This window comes from Flavobacterium tyrosinilyticum, assembly GCF_023656565.1.
GTDB lineage: Bacteria > Bacteroidota > Bacteroidia > Flavobacteriales > Flavobacteriaceae > Flavobacterium > Flavobacterium tyrosinilyticum.
On sequence record NZ_JAMOKG010000001.1, the window covers coordinates 1,395,746 to 1,417,137 of the forward strand.

Annotated in this window: 15 protein-coding genes; all 15 read left to right on the forward strand. The window is 32.9% G+C overall.

Translation table 11 applies throughout. The annotated features are described in order from the left end of the window. Positions 1–4: 4 nt before the first annotated feature. The 15 genes from NCC77_RS06195 to NCC77_RS06265 all read left to right on the forward strand — a co-directional run bounded on the left by NCC77_RS06195 (position 5) and on the right by NCC77_RS06265 (position 21,365). The gene (locus NCC77_RS06195; RefSeq protein ID WP_250834808.1) at positions 5–6,388 is read left to right on the forward strand and encodes an FG-GAP-like repeat-containing protein; all 6,384 of its coding nucleotides are present in this window, start codon (positions 5–7) and stop codon (positions 6,386–6,388) included. Positions 6,389–6,404: 16 nt separating this feature from the next. Continuing rightward, positions 6,405–6,899, forward strand: a complete 495-nt coding sequence (locus tag NCC77_RS06200; RefSeq protein ID WP_490019313.1) for a PH domain-containing protein — start codon at positions 6,405–6,407, stop codon at positions 6,897–6,899. A gap of 127 nt (positions 6,900–7,026) precedes the next feature. Further along, a complete protein-coding gene (locus NCC77_RS06205; protein ID WP_250834810.1) occupies positions 7,027–7,242 on the forward strand; it encodes a hypothetical protein in 216 nt (71 codons plus the stop codon). A gap of 15 nt (positions 7,243–7,257) precedes the next feature. Beyond that, complete coding sequence (locus NCC77_RS06210) at positions 7,258–7,752, forward strand: PH domain-containing protein (protein WP_250834811.1); 495 nt, start codon at positions 7,258–7,260, stop codon at positions 7,750–7,752. 455 nt (positions 7,753–8,207) lie between these two features. Then, positions 8,208–8,886 (forward strand): IS1 family transposase gene (locus NCC77_RS06215; RefSeq protein ID WP_432442304.1). Its coding sequence is split into 2 segments (ribosomal slippage): positions 8,208–8,702 and positions 8,704–8,886, totalling 678 coding nucleotides; the frame shifts between segments, so codons are not numbered across the junction. A 565-nt stretch (positions 8,887–9,451) separates the two neighbouring features. After that, positions 9,452–10,372, forward strand: a complete 921-nt coding sequence (locus NCC77_RS06220) for a hypothetical protein (protein ID WP_250834812.1) — start codon at positions 9,452–9,454, stop codon at positions 10,370–10,372. A gap of 302 nt (positions 10,373–10,674) precedes the next feature. Continuing rightward, a complete protein-coding gene (locus NCC77_RS06225; RefSeq protein ID WP_250834813.1) occupies positions 10,675–13,503 on the forward strand; it encodes a TonB-dependent receptor in 2,829 nt (942 codons plus the stop codon). An 84-nt stretch (positions 13,504–13,587) separates the two neighbouring features. Then, on the forward strand, positions 13,588–15,114 hold the full coding sequence (locus NCC77_RS06230; RefSeq protein ID WP_250834814.1) for an SGNH/GDSL hydrolase family protein: 1,527 nt from the start codon (positions 13,588–13,590) through the stop codon (positions 15,112–15,114). 235 nt (positions 15,115–15,349) lie between these two features. Further along, positions 15,350–16,861: a F0F1 ATP synthase subunit beta gene (gene atpD, locus NCC77_RS06235; protein ID WP_250834815.1), complete on the forward strand. Its 1,512-nt coding sequence runs from the start codon at positions 15,350–15,352 to the stop codon at positions 16,859–16,861. A 96-nt stretch (positions 16,862–16,957) separates the two neighbouring features. After that, positions 16,958–17,239 carry a FoF1 ATP synthase subunit delta/epsilon gene (locus NCC77_RS06240; RefSeq protein ID WP_095928500.1) on the forward strand — a complete coding sequence of 94 codons (282 nt, stop codon included), beginning with the start codon at positions 16,958–16,960 and terminating at the stop codon, positions 17,237–17,239. A 190-nt stretch (positions 17,240–17,429) separates the two neighbouring features. Beyond that, positions 17,430–18,068 (forward strand): NAD(P)-dependent oxidoreductase, encoded by a 639-nt coding sequence (locus tag NCC77_RS06245; RefSeq protein ID WP_250834816.1) that lies wholly within the window; start codon positions 17,430–17,432, stop codon positions 18,066–18,068. A gap of 73 nt (positions 18,069–18,141) precedes the next feature. Continuing rightward, positions 18,142–19,278, forward strand: coding sequence for an aminotransferase class I/II-fold pyridoxal phosphate-dependent enzyme (locus tag NCC77_RS06250; RefSeq protein ID WP_250834817.1), 1,137 nt, complete (start codon positions 18,142–18,144; stop codon positions 19,276–19,278). 105 nt (positions 19,279–19,383) lie between these two features. Next, positions 19,384–20,250 carry a TraB/GumN family protein gene (locus NCC77_RS06255; protein ID WP_250834818.1) on the forward strand — a complete coding sequence of 289 codons (867 nt, stop codon included), beginning with the start codon at positions 19,384–19,386 and terminating at the stop codon, positions 20,248–20,250. Between the two features lie 7 nt (positions 20,251–20,257). Continuing rightward, a complete protein-coding gene (locus NCC77_RS06260; protein WP_250834819.1) occupies positions 20,258–20,761 on the forward strand; it encodes an RNA polymerase sigma factor in 504 nt (167 codons plus the stop codon). Further along, positions 20,751–21,365 (forward strand): hypothetical protein, encoded by a 615-nt coding sequence (locus NCC77_RS06265; RefSeq protein ID WP_250834820.1) that lies wholly within the window; start codon positions 20,751–20,753, stop codon positions 21,363–21,365. Before NCC77_RS06260 ends, NCC77_RS06265 begins: the two co-directional genes overlap by 11 nt. The last annotated feature ends 27 nt before the right edge of the window (positions 21,366–21,392 follow it).

Here is a 21,392-nt window from a genome sequence, read left to right on the forward strand (position 1 = left end):
CGTAATGAAGAAGTTTTATATTGGCCTATTGTTTTTATTAGTTGGTTTATTGGGGTTTGGGCAAAATCAGTCAGGGATTATTAGTGAGGAAACTACAATAATTAAGAGAGTAGATAGCTCAGAAGAAAATTCTAATGTAATTACTACTACAGCGGCATCACCCAATTTACTTAGTGCTGCAAATTCTCTGACTGGCAGTTCTGCTGAAACTGGCATTTTAGAAGGTGATTTGTCTATTTCGTTAAATGGTAATGCAAATTATACAGTTCCTATAAAGGTTCCGAAAGGAATTAATGGCATTGAGCCTTCTGTAAATATTACTTATAATAGTCAAAATGGACTTAATGGAAATATAGCCAGAGGTTGGGATATTTCGGGAATTTCATCGATAACACGAATCCCATCGACTAAATTTCATGATGGAGTTATTGATCCTGTCGATTTTAATGCATTAGACAGATTTGCGCTTGACGGGCAAAGATTGATAGTGAAAAATGGTACGAATGGAGTTTATGGAGCCGATAAAACAGTTTACGAAACGGAGTATTTTTCAAATCTTAAAATAACATCTTATGGTGTTTCACCTTTTGGTTCAAGCTATGGTCCAGCTTACTTTTTAGTTGAGTATCCAGACGGATCAAAAGCATATTATGGCAATTCGACAGATTCGAGATCAATTTTAGAATGGTCAATTCTCTATTTTGAAAACGCTCAAGGAGTTCGAATTAATTATAGTTATGTATTGTTAAATAATGCCTTATATGTTGATTCAATTAAGTTTGGAGCCCTTGGAAATAATTCTCAGCCAAATGAAGTAAAATTTGTTTATGAGGATAGAGGAGTTCCTGATAATATTTATGTTGGAGGAAAAAATATAATAAGAAGTAAAAGACTTAAAGAGATCAAAGTCTTTACAAACGGAATAGGTTTTAGAAATTATAGCGTATCCTACTTAAACGTTGATCGTATCAATAAAATTACAGAAATTAGTGGTGATGGTACAAAGAGTTATAATCCGACCGTTTTTGATTATAATATGGTTTCTGAGGAAATTAAATATATCGATATAACAACATCACTTGATATTGGCAATGTAAAATCTCTAAATGCAGCAGCTGTTTCAGGAGATTTTGATGCTGATGGTAAAATGGATTGTTTAGTTTATCCAACCTTAGGCACCGAAGCTAAAACAAAGTATTGGTTATATGCCGGAATTGAATCAGGATTTAATATGGGCTTAGAGCATAAAGTTGGTGCTTTTGAAGATATTTTTCCGGCTACATTTTTAAGTGAAGAAAATAAAATTTTACCACAAGGTTGGGTTGTTGCTAAAAATACTGATTCTAATTATACTTTTTCAGTGTATAGTATGGTTCAATATCTGGGTACTCCTTATGTCAAAAAACAACATGATAAAGTTGTTAGCATTCCAAAAAATAGTTTTCCAAAAAAAATAGCATCAGGTGATTTTAATGGTGATGGTTTAACGGATATTTTAATTATTGATAGACCTCAAAACAACCTTATCGAAGGCAAACAAGTTTGTTTTATTGATTTAAAAAGAGATAATACTGAAAGTTATCTAACGATAGGACGGTTAGCTGACGCGCTATCGGTAACTGCTAGAACAGAAGTTGCTGATTTTAATGGAGATGGAAAATCTGATTTGTTTGTTTTTGATACAGGTATTTTAACTATTTATTCTTTAAATGCAGAGAATAGACCTGTTGTTTTGTATAGAAGCCCATCTTTTGATAACGCTTTTTCGACGACTTTTCCTTATTCGACAACTAAATTTCCCATTTTAATTGGCGATTATAATGGAGACGGGAAATCAGATTTTTTGATTCCAAAAGCATACGGTTCGTCACAATGGTATAAATATACTTCAACAGGAAGCACTTTTATAAAGGAAGAAAAAACATATCCAGTAGATTTTAGTTCTAATAACTCGTCTAGTACTTATAATTACATCGCAACAGATTTTAATAATGATGGCAGAACAGACTTAATAAAAGTTTTGAATTTTATTGACAGTTCAAAAGGATATATTACTATACAGTGTTTTAGAAATACCAGCGATGATTTTAAATATGAACCACAAATAAGTTCAACAGGACCAAAATCAGATATTAATATTTATGCTCTTCCGGTATATTTGCCGCAATCCCTAAATGCATCGAACACTATTGGTAACAAAGTAAATTCGACATTAGAAATAGCATTTTTTAATCAAAATAAAATTCATTTTTTTAATTCTGGCTATGATTACAAAAAGGAAAATTTAATAACCAATATCACTACGGGTAATGGAGTGCAGGAATCTATTAGTTATATTCCATTAAATACGCAGTTTGCCAATACCTATCAAAATACGCCAATTTATAAACCTAGTAAAGATATTGCCGTTTACCCCAATTTGGATATTCTTATTGATCCTAATCTTTATGTGGTTTCAAAACAGGAACAACAGAGTAAGGATAATTATAAAAAGAGATTATTTGCGTATTATGGAGCTGTATCTAATGCTGAAGGTCTTGGATTTATGGGATTTCGTTCGGTAATGCAAACAGATTGGTATAATGACAATAACCCGATGTTTTCAAATATTGTGAAAAATGATATTGATTTAAGAGGGGCAAATGTTGAGAATTATTATGCTCAGGGATTTAGAGAGCCTTTAATAGTCAATCTATACGCTAATACCCCTAAAACAATTGTTAAAGGGCAAGGTACAGATTATACAGTAACACAATCTGATCATTTAGTAGCAACAGAAAGTATTGTCTTAAAACCAAATACACATATAAAAGCAGGAAGTACATTTTCTGCAAAAATAAATCAAGGAGCCAATGATTCTCCAAATACGCCTACAGATTATATAACAAAATCAGTTTTGACTTATCAAAACAATCTTTTGGCTAACAAGGTTTTTAAATTGACTAATACAAGTACAAAGCAATTTAATACTCTTACTAATACCAATAGTGAGGAAAACACAGAATATGATGCATACGATAATCCAATAAATTCTACTGCTGTTATAAAGGAAGGTGCTTCAACAGTGCAGACAACCGTCTCAAACGTTGCCTATTACAATAATACAGCATCATCGCCTTACATTATTGGACGACCATCAAATAAATCAGAAAGTGTTTCAGTTACAGGAAGCACAATGAGCTCAGAAGAAATATATGATTATAATGCCAATGGACTTCTTAACCAGGTTAAAAGAAAAGGAACCAATACCAATTATATTACAGAGAATAACAATTATGATAGTTTCGGAAATATTATAAATAAAAAAATATCGGCTGTTGGCCTTACACCAAGAGAAACAACTTATAGTTATGATATTTCAGGTCGATTTTTGACAAAAATTACGGATTCAGAAAAGCTTGCAACGCAATTTGAATACAATACTAATGGAACATTAAAATCTGAAACCAACCCATACAATCTTGCTACATCTTATACCTACGATTCATGGTTTAAAAGATTAACAGTAAAAAATGAAAAACTAAATAAAATAATAAGCTATAAGTATACCAGAAATGCAGAAAACACAATTGTTTCTGTTACTACAGATGCATTAGACGGAAGTGCAACCGAGGAAACATTTGATGATCTAGGCAGAAAAATTAAAACATCTCAAAAAGATTTAAATGGCAATTTTACTTCTGTGTCTTTTATGTATGATATTTTCGATAGAAATTATAAAACAAGTGAGCCTTATTTTGGATCGAATGCGTCTCAATGGAACGAAACTAAATTTGATATTTATAGCAGACCAGAACAAAGCAAGTCGTTTACTTCAAGAACAATTACAGCTTTGTACAATGGATTGACATCAACAATTGTTGATGGACAGAAAACAAAAAGCTTTACCAAAAATGCTATTGGAAACCTGATTTCGACTGCAGAAACAACTGGCGGAACAATTAAGTATGATTATTATGCAAACGGAAATCTAAAACAGACCGATTATAACGGAGTAAAAATTACTATTGAACAAGACGGCTGGGGACGCAAAACAAGTATGACAGATCCATCAGCGGGTGTATATACGTATAAAAACAATGATTTTGGAGAGCTGGAAGTAGAAACCAGTAAAAACGGAGAAGTCGTGACCACAATAACTCGTGACGAAAATGGTAAGCCGATCAAAAAAACAGTTACGGGTTCTGGAACAGATACCGAAACGGTTTACGAATATAATTCGTTGACCAAACTGCTTTCTAAAACTACTTTTACAGATAAAAAACAGCCAGTAGGAACCAATAAAATTATTACAACCTACACTTACGACGATGTTTTTAAAAGGCTTCTAAAAATAGAAGAGGACAAAACAGGAGTTACGAAGTTTACAACCGCATTTTCTTATGACGAATTAGGAAGAATAAGCACCGAAACCAAAGAGGCACAATTAGGTTCTAAAAGAAGTACAGTAGCCATAAAGAGAGAATATAAAAATGGGGCATTGTACCAAATTGTAGACAATAATACCAAAAAAGTGCTTTGGCAAACCAACACATTAACCGCAAAAGGACAAATTAAAGAAAGTGTTTTAGGCAATGGTATAATAAATACCAACGAGTATGATACCAATGGTTATATAGAAAAAATAAAATACGATAAGGCAAACAATCAAGGGAATGTTTTGACATTGAATACTAAATTCGATTTTAAAACAGATAATTTAGAGAATCGTACCAATAGTATATTTAATAATTATACCGAAAAGTTTAAGTATGATGAATTGGACCGACTTGTAGAATTTACCAATAAATTAGGAACTCAGGAAACACAAAATTATGAGTCTTCTGGTAAAATAAAAAGCAACTCTTTAGGAACTTATGAATACGGAACTTCAACAAAACCGTATCAAAATACGTCTATTTCTCTTACGCCAGAAGCGTATGGATATTATGCCAATAGAGAAGGCAGTTTTAAAGAAGGCGCACAAAGCACAGAAAGGAAATTAGATGTTACCTATAACGCTTTTAAAAGCCCGCTCCAAATTACAGAAAGCACTATAGATAAAATAAGTTTTACTTATAATGAGTATAACCAGCGCAGTACTATGTTTTACGGAAGCATGGAAGATGAAGCACTAAGGCCTTTGCGTAAACATTATGCCGCAGATGGCACCATGGAGATTAAAGAAAATATAAAAACAGGTACTGCCGAATTTGTTACCTATATAGGCGGCGATGGATATTCCGCACCAGTAGCACTAAAAAGTAATGGGCTTACTACTGCAGATTATTTATATTTACATCGCGATTATCAGGGGACTATTTTGGCAGTTACAGATGCCAATGCCAATACTGTAGAAAAACGTTTGTTTGATGCTTGGGGGGCTATTATTAAAGTGGAAAATGGAGCAGGAACTGCGCTTGCGGGATTAACAGTTTTAGATCGCGGTTATACAGGTCATGAACACCTGCAAAGTGTAGGATTGATTAATATGAATGCTCGTTTGTACGATCCAATGCTGCACAGATTCTTACAGACAGACAATTATATACAAGATATAACAAATACCCAAAACTTCAATCAGTATGGTTACGTGTATAATAACCCATTGTTGTATATAGATCCGAGTGGTAATGTGTCTCAAGGTGGAGGTGGAGACTGTAAAGGTTGTGGAATAGGTATTGGACCTGGAGACCAAACAGGAAGTTCTTGGGATATTGAACAATTTGGTAAAGATTATGGAATAGACAGATGGCTTAACAAAAATTTTAATTTGAAGAATTGGGATAGATGGAGAAAAGACAAAATAAGTCTAAATAACATATTCGGGCGTCACAAACAGCATGGTCCTCCGCCTAATATGAGTAGTTATGTGAGTTTGAATAATGCTAGTTTGACTGGGGCTTATCCAGGAACTAACTATTCAAATACAAAATATAATATTACAAGTGACTACTCGACCTATCTAAGACCTGTTGATTTTGAGAAAGTAGCTGTAAAAACTAATGAAGTAGCAACATCAACTGCAATAATTACAGCGGGTCTTGAAGCAACTGGAAAAGCGGCTCCTTATATGTTAAAAGTTGGTAAATATGGAGGTAATTTAGGAACTCTTGCTCAAATAACTGATAATAGTTTGAAACTTCATAAAGGAGAGGCTAATGGAGGAATATCTGCTGAATTATATAGTTATAGAATGATAGGAACTGGCACATCATGGGCAGTCGGAACAGCTGTTTCAGAATTTAGTGGACCATATGGAGTTTTAGCGGCCATAATAATTGGTGGTGGTTTTCAAGCAATTGAATATTCATATGACATTATTGCGCCACAAATAAGTTCAAGTTATAATGGTTTTATTCGTAATTTATATGCAGCCTCTTATAATGCTCAGTTTAGTGGGCGATAATTTAATTTATTTTTTTATGAAGTTGAAAGTGAGTTTTTGGAGTCAATTTAAAATGTTATTCGATTTGATTTTTATTTCATTAGCATTTTTTACATTTATTTTCTTAGGTTGGAATTCTTTTGATTTGAGATTGAAAATTTTTCTCATGAGTCCTTATTTTTTAATGTTTTTTTTTCCTGTGGTAATTTTGCATCTTAATTATTTGAAAGAAAATCAGGGAGTTGTTTTTGAAATAAATAAAAATGAAATAATTAAGAAGAGCAAAGATGTTATTTCGAAGTATTATACTCAAGATGTTGAAAAGATTGTAATTTATAGCGGTGGAACTCGAAATAGAGGTTATGGTGGTCTCGCGCACAGTAGCTATTATTATGCAAAGATCAAATTTCTGGATGGATCAGATTTTATAATTACATCCTTATGTTCAAATAAAATTGATAAAATATTAAGTGAGAATTTTGAAGATGTTGATATGAAAGTTGAAAGAGAATTTTATCCTATTATTAATTAGTATAGCAAAGATTTAGGATATATAAGATATAGCCAATAAGCAAAACTACAACAACCCAGCTCATACTATCAAAGTTAATAAAAGTGAGAAAGAGGGAGGAATTTCTAAAGGTACTTATGCTTATAGAATGACTGGTACAACAGCGTCATGGGGCGTTGCCTATGTAATTGGCCAGTGGGGAATCGGTGGATCTTTGGCAGGCCCATATGGGGTTTTAGCGGGAGTTGTTATTGGAGCTGGTTTTCAAGGAATCGAATATTCTTACGATATAGTTGCTCCACAAGTAAAAGGAAGTTATAACCATTTCTTTAACGCTTTAAATAGCGGTAATTTTGTTAGATAAATCAAAACAAATATTATGGAAATAAAAATTAATTTTTTAAGCCAGTTAAAAGCATTAACAGATTTAATAGTAATGTCAATAATTTATTCTTTTGTAATACTATGCACATCTATGGATGATTTAAAACTGATGTTTTTTTTACTTATACCATACTTTTTAATGTTTTTTTTGCCTACAGTATTTTTGCATTGCAATTATTTAATGGAAAATAATGGGATTGTTTTTGAATTAACTAAAAAAGCTATAATTAAAAAAGTTAAAAATAGTATTTTAGAATGTACGATTGATGATATATGTGAAATTGTAATTTATACTGGGGGAACAAGGGGTACAGTGGCACCTGGTTTAGCACATAGTAATTACTATTATGTGAAAATTAATTTTTTGGATGGTTCGAGTTTTGTAATTACTTCTCTATGTTCTAATAAAATTGATAAAATTCTACAGAACAATTTTCCAGATATTAAGACAACAACTGAAAAAGTGTTTTACCCCATGATAAATAAATGATGCAAAAGATATTTTAGGTGAAAAGATATAACCAATACCAAAAACGGTAGTGTATCAGATTAGGTGTTTTTGTAATATGGTGATTTAATCAACTGAAAAACAGTATGGAATTTAATAATTTGGATAACAGAGGAATAACCTGCTGATTGATTCTTCTATTTTTTGAGCTTTAAAAAACCTTAAAATGCTTTTATTGTATTATAGTGTTTCACATTAGGTCATGAAAATAAAATGTAAATTTTGCAATAGCCACTACAGAAAAACAAGACATAACCAATACCCAAAACTTCAATCAGTATGGTTACGTGGTAATGTATCAAATGTGTTGGTAGTTATGTTTTAAAAAGATAACTATTGGTTATCAGGTTTTTAATGAATTGTTTAAATAGTAAATAAGTAAATAGGAAAAAGGCTAAGTTGGTTTTTTATTATTTAATGTCTCAAATTGGGATAAAATGACTTTAAGTATGGGTTCGTGTTTCAGATGTGTTGGTGAAATTATGTGTATGATAAAATATGGCAAAACAAAATCAGGCAATCAAAGATATATTTGTAAACGGTGTAAAAGAACAAAAGTCGAAAACTATGTTTATCAAGCCTATAAGCCTGATACTGATAAAAACATTATTCAATTCACAAAAGAAGGATTGGGAATTAGAAGTACTTCAAGAATATTAAGAATCTCAACCACTACGTTGTTAAAACGAATAGTATCAATTGCTAAAAATATTAATCAACCTATTATTAGTATAGGCAAAAGCTATGAAGTCGATGAAATGCGTATATATGTCAGACACAAACTAAATTTTATTTGGCTCGTGTATGCACTTGAAAAAAATTCAAAGAAAATAGTAAGTTTTAATGTAGGTAAACGCACCAATAAAACATTAAGCCGGGTTCTCGATACTTTAAAATTATCAGCAGCTAAAAAGATATTTACAGACAAATTAAAAAAATTATAAATACTTGATTGATTCAAAAAACCATTCTGTAAAACGTTTCGGTACAAACCATATCGAAAGACAGAATCTCACATTAAGAATTCATCTTAAAAGATTGAATCGAAGAACGATTTGTTTTAGCAAAAGTTTGATAGTTTTAATTTCTATTTTGAAAATTTATTTTTGGTCTTAAAAGCCAAACTTCCATCTCTAAAGATTCTTATATTATTGAATGTGAAAAATTTTCATTTTGGATATTAGGTCATATAGAAAATGATGGACGTGAATTCCTAGCCATGCAGAATAATCTAATCCCCCTAAATTGTTTTCTAAGAATTACACAATCGATTAATCTTGTTTAAATAAATAAGAAAAATAATATAAAATACATTGCTATTTGTTGTTTTTTTATAAATTTGAAAGATTTTACTTTAAAAAAAATATAATTTTGTAAAAAATGCTTTTTACTAGTAAAGTAAAAGCTGTTAAAAAGCGCGGAACTGATTTTGTTTTTTTAAAGAGTAAGTTTTTGACATTTTAGAACAAATACGAGAGGCATTACTGAAAAAAGGCATTTGGAAAACATTTCAAATGAAGAAGAAGTTTTTAAAAATGGAAATCAATTTGGGAGAAATGAATGGTAAATTATTGCAGAAAAATAGAAGAATTAACGCTTTATATGATTGAGCAAAACAAATTGACTAACAAAATAGAAATAGAAAATCAAAAAATAATAAACAATTCAAAGGAAATTTTTAATGATGAAGAAATTAATTTTATTGCTCTTTTTACTTAATGTATGTGTCAATTTTGCACAAAATAATTTTGATCCAACAGGTAATGTAGGCCTCGGAGTTTTAAACCCTCAGGTTAAATTGGATGTTTTGGGGGGTAGCCGCTTCAGAGTTCCTGATGATCAGTCGGCTATAGGAGGGTTGACAATAGAGACTACTAATGGAACGAACCTGAAATTAGGAGGGAACTCAGCATATAGTTGGATACAATCTCACGCTGCATTACCACTTTATATAAATGAGCTTGGAAATAATACGATAATTAATCTAAGGTATGGAGGTAATGTTGGTATTGGAACAAATAATCCATTGGCAAAATTAGAGATTAGCGGTGGTAGTATACTTGTTAGAAACTCTGCTAATGTAGATAATGAATCTTCAGTTATGATCGCGCATTCTATTAAAGCGGGTGATCTTGATGATTTTGGAACTTCAATAAGAACAATTACGCTGAACGCAGGATATAATACTTATGGATTGCAGTTTTTTACTAAAGAATCTTATTTGCATCATCAAGTGGAAAAAATGAGAATTCTAGGAAACGGTAACGTTGGTATTGGAGAATTAAATCCAAAAAATAAATTAGATGTAAAAGGAACGATTCACTCGCAGGAAGTAAAAGTAGATATGCAAGACTGGTCAGATTTTGTATTTAAAAAAGAGTATGTTTTGCCAACTTTAGAAGAAGTAGAAAAGCAAATTACGGAAAAAGGGCATTTAGAAAACATTCCAAATGAAGAAGAAGTTTTGAAAAACGGAATTAATCTTGGGGAAATGAATGCCAAGCTTTTACAGAAAATCGAAGAAATGACTTTGTATATTATTGAGCAAAACAAGCAGATTATAGACTTGAATAAACGATTAGAAAAAGTAGAGTCAAAGTAATTGAAAGTATAAATATGTTAAAAAAGCGAGATTTAGGTCTCGCTTTTTTTTATTGTCAATAATTTTTTTGGGCACATGTATTTTTATGAAATTTTCAGTTTTTTGATTAAAATTTATATGTATGCATAGTATATTGGTTTTTCTTGTCATTTTATTTGTTTTTATTACAATAAATTGAATTAATAAATAGTTAAAATATTGTATGATTTGATAGTAAATATTGATTTTATTTAACGTTTTTTTATGTATATTAAAATATTTTCTTATTTTGGCTATATATACTAACGAAAAACTAACCCAAAATGAGAGTCTACTTGCTAATTATGTTGTTATTCAGCGGAGTGTCCTTTGCGCAGAATACAATTACTGGTTCGGTTACAGATGCTAATAAGCAATCTATTCCTGGTGCTAATGTTGTTGTTGTCGGAGAAAATAGTGGTGCTTCTACTGATTTCGATGGATCGTTTAAATTGACTACTAATGCTAAACTGCCTTTTTCTATAAAAGTTACGGCGGTAGGATTTGAGACTAAAACGATAAACGTAACAGCTGCAAATCAAAAAGTAAATGTGATTTTAAAAGATGAAGAAACAAAATTGGATGAAATTGTAGTTTCTGCATCAAGAACGCCAGAAAGAGTTCTGGAGTCGCCTGTAACCATTGAGAGAATGGGGGTTCAGGAAATCAAAAAAACAGCTTCTCCTTCTTTTTATGATGGTTTAGAAAATATGAAAGAAGTCCAGATGAACACAAGTAGTATGTCGTTCAAGTCTATAAACACTAGAGGGTTTGCTACTGTAGCGAATACTCGTTTTATGCAGCTAGTAGATGGAATGGATAATTCGTCTCCGTTATTGAATTTTGTTTTAGGAAACATGATTGGGGTTTCGGAAATCGATGTTCAAAGTGTGGAATTGCTTCCGGGGGCATCATCTGCTCTGTATGGGGCTAATGCTTTTAATGGGATTTTGTTTATGACTAGTAAAAGCCCGTTTGTAGATCAGGGAGTTTCGGCTTATTTAAAGTATGGGGTAACTTCTCAAGAAGCTGCTGGTACAAATGGCTATTATGATTTTGGTGTTCGATTTGCTCGTGCCTTTAATAAATACATTGCTGCTAAAGCAAACATTACTTACATGCAGGCTACTGATTGGTATGCTACAAATTATAATGACAAGACTAGGGCAGGTGTTGATAGAACGAACCCTAGCTATGATGGAATTAACGTTTATGGAGATGAAGCGGCTACAAATATTAAGGGTGTCGGTCAGAAGTTGGAAGCAATGGGTTTGATTCCGGCAGGGGCATCTAATCTTTTGCCAAATTCTATGGTTAGTAGAACAGGGTATAATGAAATTGATTTGACAGATAATAAAGCGGCGAATATGAAAGTTGATTTCTCTTTGCATGCAAGACCTTTTGGAGATGAAAGATTGGAAGTTGTCTGGCAGAGTAAAATTGGTACTGGAAATGCTGTTTATCAAGGGGCAAACAGGTATTATCTGAATAACTTTTTTATGTATCAGAATAAATTAGAGCTCAAAGGAAAAAACTTTTTTGTAAGAGGTTATATGACTGGTGAGGATGGAGGAAATTCTTATGATATGATTTTTACCGGTATTAATGTAAATAGAAAATGGAAAGACGATAATACTTGGTTTGGTCAATATGCTGGGGCTTTCATACAAGGGACTTTGGCAGGAATGAATCCGCAGCAAGCGCATGCGGCGGCTAGATCTACAGCAGATACAGGTCGTTTTTTACCAGGAACACCTGAGTTTAATAATGCATTTAATCAGGTTATAAATGATCCGGATGTTTTAACTGGATCAAGATTGGTTGATAATTCAAAAATGTATCACTCAGATGCAAATTATAATTTTAGAGATGTAATAAAATTTGCTGAAATTCAAGTTGGAGGTTCTTTTAGAGCATATGAGTTAAATTCTCATGGAAGAATTTACACAGATGCTAATAGTCAGATAAATTACAATGAATATGGTGCATATGCACAATTGATGAAAAAATTTATGGACGACAGATTGAAGTTCACAGGGTCTATTCGTTATGATAAATCTAAAAACTTTGATGGCAATTTCTCTCCGCGTTTATCTCTTGTGTACTCTGCAGGTGAAAAAAGAAATCATAATTTCAGAGGATCTTTCCAAACAGGTTTTAGAAATCCAACAACTCAAGATCAATACATAGGATTTAATATCGGAAATGCAGTATTGTTGGGTTCTGCTCCTGATAACTTAACTAGATTTAACGAAACATTCAATTTAAGTGCAGAAGGCCAGCTTTATACTGGAAGTCCAACAAAAGTTATGAATGGTAATGATGCTTATGGGAACTCTTATATAGCAAGTTCGGTAACTGCATTTTCTGCAATGGCAGGAACAGATCCAGTAGGTGCTGCTGCGCTGTTGAAAAAATCTAGAGCTAATTATGTTAAGCCAGAAGAAGTAAAAGCTTTTGAGTTAGGATACCGTTCTGTTTTTGAAGGTACATCAATAGATATTAATGGATACTACAATATCTACAACAATTTTATTGGTAATTTAAATGTGGTTTCTCCTTTCTACGGAACTGCTCAAGATAAGCCTAACATTGCTGCAGGAACTTCTGATCCAGGAGTTCAGTCAATTAGAGCGCTTCAAAATGGAGAATATAGAACGTATCAATTGTATACAAATTCAGATGTAGAAATAAATTCATTAGGATTTGGAGTTGGACTTTCTAGAAAAATTATTTCAAACTTTGAGTTGGGAGTGAACTACAACTATGCTCAGTTTGATTTTGATCAAGCAAAAGATCCAAGTTTTGAGCCTGGATTTAATACGCCAAAACATAGAATTAAAATGTCAATTGGAAATGATAAGCTGTTTAAGAATTTCGGATTTAATGTTAGCGGAAGATGGAATAGTGAATATTTATGGCAGGCTGGTTTTGCTGATGGTATAATTAAAGAGGCAACTGTAATTGATGCTCAGATTAATTATGGAATTCCGAAATTGAAATCGGTAGTAAAATTAGGAGCTGCTAATATTGGCGGTAAAGAATACTATCAAGTAATTGGAGCTGGATTAATCGGACAGCAGTATTTTGCTTCTTGGACTATTAATCCGTAATTGATTATTAACTCTTATTCAAATTCATTATTTATGTTTCTCGATGCAGATTTGGAAACAGATAATTATAAAAAATTACAAATTATGATAAAAAATTTCAAATGGCTTTTATTGGTTTCGTTAACCTTTATGGCTTGTAATAGTGATGATGATGTGACTCCTCCAGTAGAGTCGTCTGATGGTAAGCCTTTGACTTCTGGAAGTGCTGATTTTGCCAAATATGTTGCTTTAGGAGATTCTTTTGCGGCAGGATTTAGTGATAATGCTTTGTTTATTAAAGGTCAAGAGGGAGCCTATCCGAATATTTTAGCGCAGCAATTCGCTCTAGTGGGCGGTGGCGAATTCAAAACGCCTTTTGCAAATGATAATATCGGCGGTTTGCTTTTAGGAGGAAATGTTGTTGCTGGTCCGCGTTTGTATTTTAATGGAGCACCTGTGCCGGTTACGGGAGCGCCAACAACTGAGGTTACGGCTCATTTGTCAGGAACATTTAATAATTTAGGAGTCCCTGGGGCAAAAAGCTTCCATTTGCTTGCTCCTGGTTATGGTAATGTTGCAGGTGTTGCTGCAGGAACGGCAAATCCTTATTTTGCTCGTTTTGCATCTAGCGCTACAACAACTGTTTTGGCCGATGCTTTAAGTCAAAACCCTACTTTCTTTTCTTTATGGATTGGAGGGAATGATGAGTTAGGATATGCTACTGCAGGTGGAGATCCAACAGTAAATCCGTTAACGCCTCCTGCGACTTTTGAGGCGGCTTATAAAGGCTTAGTGGCTCAGCTTGTTGCGGGCGGAAGAAAAGGAGTGATTGCTAATTTGCCAAATATTACCACACTTCCTCATTTTCATGTGATAACATACAATCAGCTTACTCAGGCTAATTTAACAGTTGGAGGAGCGAGTATGGTTGGTACTTTAAATGCACAATTGTATGGGCCATTGAGTAATGCATTGAAATTTTTAGGGCAAGGGGATAGGATTAAACTTTTATCTGCAACAGGGAATAATCCGTTGCTAATAGTAGATGAAACGTTACCAGATTTGTCGGCCAATTTAAAAGCAGTGCTAATGGGTGGTGGATTAGATGTTAATACTGCTACGGCAATGGGAATGATTTTTGGAAGAGCAAGACAAGCGCTTCCTACAGATTTAATTGTTTTAGGAGCTTCGTCAAGAATTGGAAAAGTGCCAACGGTAGCAGCTGATGGAATTGCTTCCCCTTCGGCTTCACTGTCTCAATTAGGAATTACTTTTCCGTTACCAGACAGATATGTTTTATTGCCTTCTGAAGTGGCAGAGATTGAAGCGGCTACTACAGCATATAATTCTGTAATTAAAGCAGCGGCTGAAGCAAACGGCTTGGCAATGGTTGATGCTAAAACAATCATGGATGATTTAAACAAACCAAGTGGAGTTACAATGAACAGCTTTACATTAAAAGCTACATTTGTTACTGGCGGTATGTTTTCTTTAGATGGTGTTCATCCATCTCCAAGAGGATATGCTTTTATTGCTAATAAATTTATACAAGCGATTAATGCTAAATATGGTTCTAACTTAAAAGGTGTAGATATTGGTAATTATCAAGTTTTATTTCCGGCTACATTATAATGTATAACTATTTTTAACCTTAAAACCGCTCATTTTTACCAATGAAGCGGTTTTTTTCATTTAATAAAAAAATGCTGTTTTTGTTATTTTTTAGCCAAGTTTTATGAATCAAACAAAATCATGCTATTTTTTATGAAAAAAAAATTGATTTTATATTTTAAAAAATTATCTTTGCGCTCTGAAAAAAGAGGTATTTTCGATAAACCTAAATAGCTATTTAATAAATACATAAGTAATGTCAAAAGTAATAGGAAAAGTTGCTCAAATCATTGGACCAGTAGTTGACGTAGTTTTCAACGGTAAGGATGTTGAACTTCCAAAAATTTATGATTCACTAGAAGTCACTAAAAAAGACGGAACTATCTTAGTTCTAGAAGTACAATCTCATATTGGTGAAAACACTGTTCGTACCATTTCTATGGATTCAACAGATGGTTTAAGCAGAGGATATGAAGTAGTTGGAACTGGAAATCCAATCCAAATGCCAATCGGTCCAGACGTATATGGAAGATTATTTAATGTTGTTGGAGATGCCATTGACGGTTTAGGTGATTTGCCTAAAACTGGAGAAAACGGTCTGCCAATTCACAGACCTGCACCAAAATTTGAAGATTTATCAACTTCATCTGAAGTTTTATTTACAGGTATCAAAGTAATCGATTTGATCGAGCCTTACGCAAAAGGAGGTAAAATTGGATTGTTCGGTGGTGCTGGTGTTGGTAAAACAGTATTGATTCAGGAGTTGATCAACAATATAGCAAAAGGTCACGGTGGACTTTCTGTATTCGCTGGAGTAGGTGAAAGAACACGTGAAGGAAATGACTTGCTTCGTGAGATGTTAGAGTCAGGAATTATTAAATACGGTGATGATTTCATGCACTCTATGGAAAATGGAGGATGGGATTTATCTAAAGTAGATATGCCAGGAATGAGAGAGTCTAAAGCTACTTTCGTTTTCGGACAAATGAATGAGCCACCTGGAGCTCGTGCACGTGTGGCACTTTCAGGATTATCTATCGCTGAGTATTTCCGTGATGGAGCTGGATCTGACCAAGGTAAAGATGTATTATTCTTCGTTGATAATATCTTCCGTTTTACTCAAGCAGGTTCTGAGGTATCGGCACTTTTAGGTCGTATGCCATCTGCGGTAGGTTACCAACCAACTTTGGCAACAGAGATGGGTGCTATGCAAGAGCGTATTACATCTACAAACAAAGGATCTATTACATCTGTACAAGCGGTTTACGTTCCTGCGGATGACTTAACTGACCCGGCGCCAGCTACAACTTTCGCCCACTTAGATGCAACAACGGTATTGTCACGTAAAATTGCTGAGTTAGGTATCTACCCTGCGGTTGACCCGTTAGATTCTACTTCTAGAATCTTAACTCCTCAAATTTTAGGAAACGAGCACTATGACTGTGCACAAAGAGTTAAAGAAATTCTTCAAAAATACAAACAATTACAAGATATCATTGCGATCCTTGGTATGGAAGAGTTATCTGAAGAGGATAAACTTTCTGTATCTAGAGCACGTCGTGTACAACGTTTCTTGTCTCAGCCATTCCACGTAGCAGAGCAATTTACAGGTATCCCAGGTGTATTAGTTGATATTAAAGATACTATTAAAGGATTTAACATGATCATTGATGGTGAGTTAGATCACCTTCCAGAAGCAGCTTTCAACTTGAAAGGTTCTATTCAAGATGCAATCGAGGCTGGAGAGAAAATGTTAGCTGAAGCATAATAATCAAGCAGAGCTTGATAAAATCAAAAAAATAAAAATTCCAAATTCCAAGATTGGGATTTGGAATTTTATAATTTGGAATTTTAAAAAACAGTTATGATTTTAGAAATAGTATCACCAGAAGCGAAATTATTTTCAGGAGAGGTAACATCGGTTACTTTACCAGGAGTTAATGGAAGTTTTCAGATTTTAAATCATCACGCGCCAATTGTTTCTATCTTAGAAGAGGGAACAATTAAAATTGCAGCTCCAAGCTTCAATTTTTCTAAAGAGGCTGCTGATAAATTTACGAGAGTTAATGACCAAACTTATACTTTAGAGATTAAGTCAGGAACAATCGAAATGAAAAACAATAAGATAATTGTTTTAGTTGACTAAGACAATTTCAAAATAAGCAGAAAAGCCAGACAGTATTGTCTGGCATTTTTTATTTTATTACTTTTGAACTATTAAAATCTCTTTATAAAATATTCGACCAATAGTAAAAGCTCAGTAAGCTTTTACAGTTTTGCTTTATGATTGGACAATGAAGCAACATTTTTTATGTCAAATTTTATAAAGAATATATATGAAAAATATATCAAAAGTTGCTGTTCTTGGCGGCGGCGGAAGAACTGGAAAATATCTTGTAAACCAGTTATTAGAAAACGGATTTAGCGTAAAACTTCTATTGAGAAATCCGGACGATTTTACCATTCAAAACTCAAAAATAGAAATCATTAAAGGTGATGCTATTAATGAAGAATCAATAAACTTATTGCTTAAAGATTGTCAAGCAGTGGTCAGTACTATTGGTCAACGGCCAGGTGAGCCTATGGTTGCCAGTCAGGCAACAAAGAATGTTTTGAATGCCATGAAACGTAACGGTATTGAGAGATATGTTTTATTGGCGGGGTTAAATATCGATACTCCATTTGATAAGAAGAGCCCAAAGACAATTATGGCAACCGATTGGATGAAAACGAATTTTCCTGAAATCCAAAAAGACCGACAATTAACCTATGATCTTTTGGTTGATAGTAAAATAGATTGGACACAGGTTCGTGTTCCTTTCATTGTTTTTTCTACTGACAGTTCTGAAATCGCTGTAAATATTGAAGATTGTTTGAGCGAAAAAATTTCGGCTTTAGATATTTCAAAGTTTATGGTAAAAGAAATGATCGAGTCAAATTATAGTAGGCAATCGCCTTTTATTAGTGCCATTTAATTTAGTAAAGCAGCGGATTTCATATAATCCGCTGTTTTGTTAATTCTAAAATGAATTGCCTAACTTTGATTTTATGAAGCCGCCAGAAAATCTTAATCGTAAATTAGAAAATTTTAGACAGGAAAATCAGTTTAGAAAACTTCCTGTGTTTAATAATCTCATTGATTTTTCTTCTAATGATTATATCGGATTTTCTAAATCGGAAACTTTATTCAAACACACTCATGCTTATTTGCTAGAAAATGAGATTTTTCAAAATGGAGCTACAGGTTCTAGATTAACTTCAGGAAACCATTCTCTTTATCCAATTGCAGAAAGTTTTATAGCTCAATTTCATGAAGCAGAAGCGGCTTTAATTTTCAATTCGGGATACAATGCCAATTTAGGATTTTTTAGCGCTGTACCGCAAGAAAACGATGTTGTTTTGTATGATGAATTATGTCACGCTTCTATAAAGGATGGTATTGCGATGTCTCGAGCAAATTCGCATCATTATATTCACAATGATTTTGAAGATTTAGAAAAAAACATTCTTAAATTTCCAGGTGCCACAATTTATATTGCAACCGAAACTGTGTTTTCTATGGATGGAGATAGTCCGAATTTAGAAGAGTTGATACAGCTTTCAGAAAAATACAATTGTTATTTAATTGTTGATGAAGCGCACGCTTTGGGCGTTTTTGGAGAAAAAGGGGAGGGACTGACTCAGTATCTGAAACTGCACGATAAATTTTTTGCCCGAATCGTAACTTTTGGAAAAGGTTTAGGGTGTGAAGGAGCAGCAATTTTAGGAAGTGTTGACCTTAGAGAATATTTAATCAATTTTGCACACAGTTTTATTTTTACGACGGCTTTGTCGCCTCATGCTGTGGCAACAATTTTTATGGCTTATCAGCAGTTGGAAATCGAAAAAGAGACTATTGAAAAGCTTCGCCAGAATATTGTATTTTTTAATCAGCAGAAAAATTTGTTGGGTTTAAGACCAATGTTCGTTCACAGTAAATCTCCAATTCATTCTGCAATTGTTCCAGGAAATGAAAATGTCAAAAAATTGGCAGAAGAACTTCAGAATAAAGGATTCGATGTGCAGGCAATTGTTTCGCCAATTGTTCCAGAAAATCAGGAACGTCTTCGTTTTTGTATTCACAGTTATAATTCGCAGGAAGAAATTAATCAGGTTTTGGAATTAGTTAGAGATTTTGTTTTTTAGATTCTGATTTTCCAAGACTAAAATTTGAAAAAAGAGTAAAGTTTTTTGTAACGTTTCGTTTATTCGATTACTTACAAGCTGTAATCAAATAAACGATATTAAATCATGAAAACCAGATTTCAATTTATAGTAGCTTTTATATTCTTCTTTATTGTTTGTAATAACATTTCGGCTCAAAACAAAACTTCAAAACTGGAAAGTTCTCTTCTTTGGGAGGTTTCAGGAAAAGGGCTTCAGAAGTCTTCTTATTTATTCGGAACAATTCATATGATCTGTTCAAAAGATTATTTTTTATCTGAAAAAGCCAAAAATGCTTTTGAGAAATCGGACAAATTGTTTTTAGAAATCAACTTTACAGATCCGAACGAAATGAGTCAAATGCAGCAATTGGCAATGGGAAAAGAACCTTTGAGTAAAAAGCTAACACCAGAACAACTTGCAAAATTAGATTCTATTTTAAAAAAGAGCACTGGAATGTCGGTACAGCAAGTAGACAGTTTTGATCTTGTGACGGTTTTGAGTCTGATTTCTATGAAAAGTTTTGGTTGTACAGATTTGAAGTTTTATGAAATGGAGTTTTCAGATGCAGCCAAAAAAAGGAATGTTTCTATTTCGGGATTAGAATCTGTCAAGTCTCAATTCGAAATTCTTGAAAATGCTTATTCTAATGATGAAATGCTGGCGCTTTTAGAAGAATCAACTCCTGAAGAAACAATTGAATTAGTAGATGCCTACAAGAAAGAAAACATTGAAGCGATGTATGCATTTAGTACAGATAAACGATTTACAAGTGAAAAAACTAAAAAGCAGATTCTTGATAATAGAAATTTAAACTGGGTAAAACAAATGCCGGAGTTATTAAAGCAAAATGGTGTTTTTATTGCTGTTGGTGCAGCGCATTTAGGAGGTGAGTATGGAGTTATTAATTTATTGAGAAAAGAAGGATATACTGTAAAACCTGTAATGAACTAAATCTGTTTTGAAAGAGAAGGAACAAGAGTTTTTAAATCGAATAGAAAGCCATAAAGGAATTTTGTATAAAGTTTCTAAGATGTATATGGATAATTCTGATGATCAGCAGGATTTGTTTCAGGAGATTGTGTGTCAACTCTGGAAATCATATGAATCTTTTCGGAATGAAAGCCAGTTTTCGACATGGATGTACAGAGTAGCAGTAAATACAGCAATTGTCTTTTTGAAGAAAGAAAAACGGAAGGTAGACAGGTATGAAATCGCTTCAGAAAATGTAAAAGATGATGAAGGAGATTCTCATATAAAAGAAAGTCAGTTGGATCATTTTTACAAAGCAGTACAGAAACTCGAAAAAATAGATAAAGCTATCATTTTCTATCAACTGGAAGGTTTCTCTCATAAAGAAATAGGAGAGAATCTAGGAATATCTGAAGGAAATGCTAGAGTGAAATTGAATAGAGCCAAAGAAAAATTAAAAGAAATTATTAAAAAACAAGGATATGGATTTTAACGACATACAAAATGCATGGAATAACGAAAAACCTGAAAATGTTGTTCTGCCATCAAACTTAGAAAAGATTCAATCTGCTAATACGCCCTTAGACAAAATCAGAACAAATCTAAAAAATGAATTTGTCTATCAAATTGTATCCATAATTTTTATGGGAGCAATTCCGATAATTTGTCACTTTAATGAACAGATGATTTTTTTATACTATTTAATCTATAGCTTGTTTTTGGCTGTTTGCGTTTATTATTTAGTAAAATTATATTTCTTTTTTAAAAGATTGAATGCAACAACATTAAAAACAAAAGATAGTTTGTATGAGACGTATTTTGATATTAGACTGAATATGGAATTGTACAAAACATTTGGCTTCTCGCTAACTCCTTTTATCGTTGTGTACTTACTGGGCTTTTATTTTTATGGTCTTTCTGAAAAATCAGGTTTATTAAATCACGAATTTACTAACGGACAATTATTTGGTTTTTTTGCTATCATTGTTTTTACGGTGCTTTCTATGGGAATTTCTTTAGAATGGTGGGTCCAAAAGTTTTATGGAAAATACGCCAAAGAGATTAAAAAAGTAATTGACGAGTTGAAAGAAGAATAAAAACAAGAAACCCATCAGTAATGATGG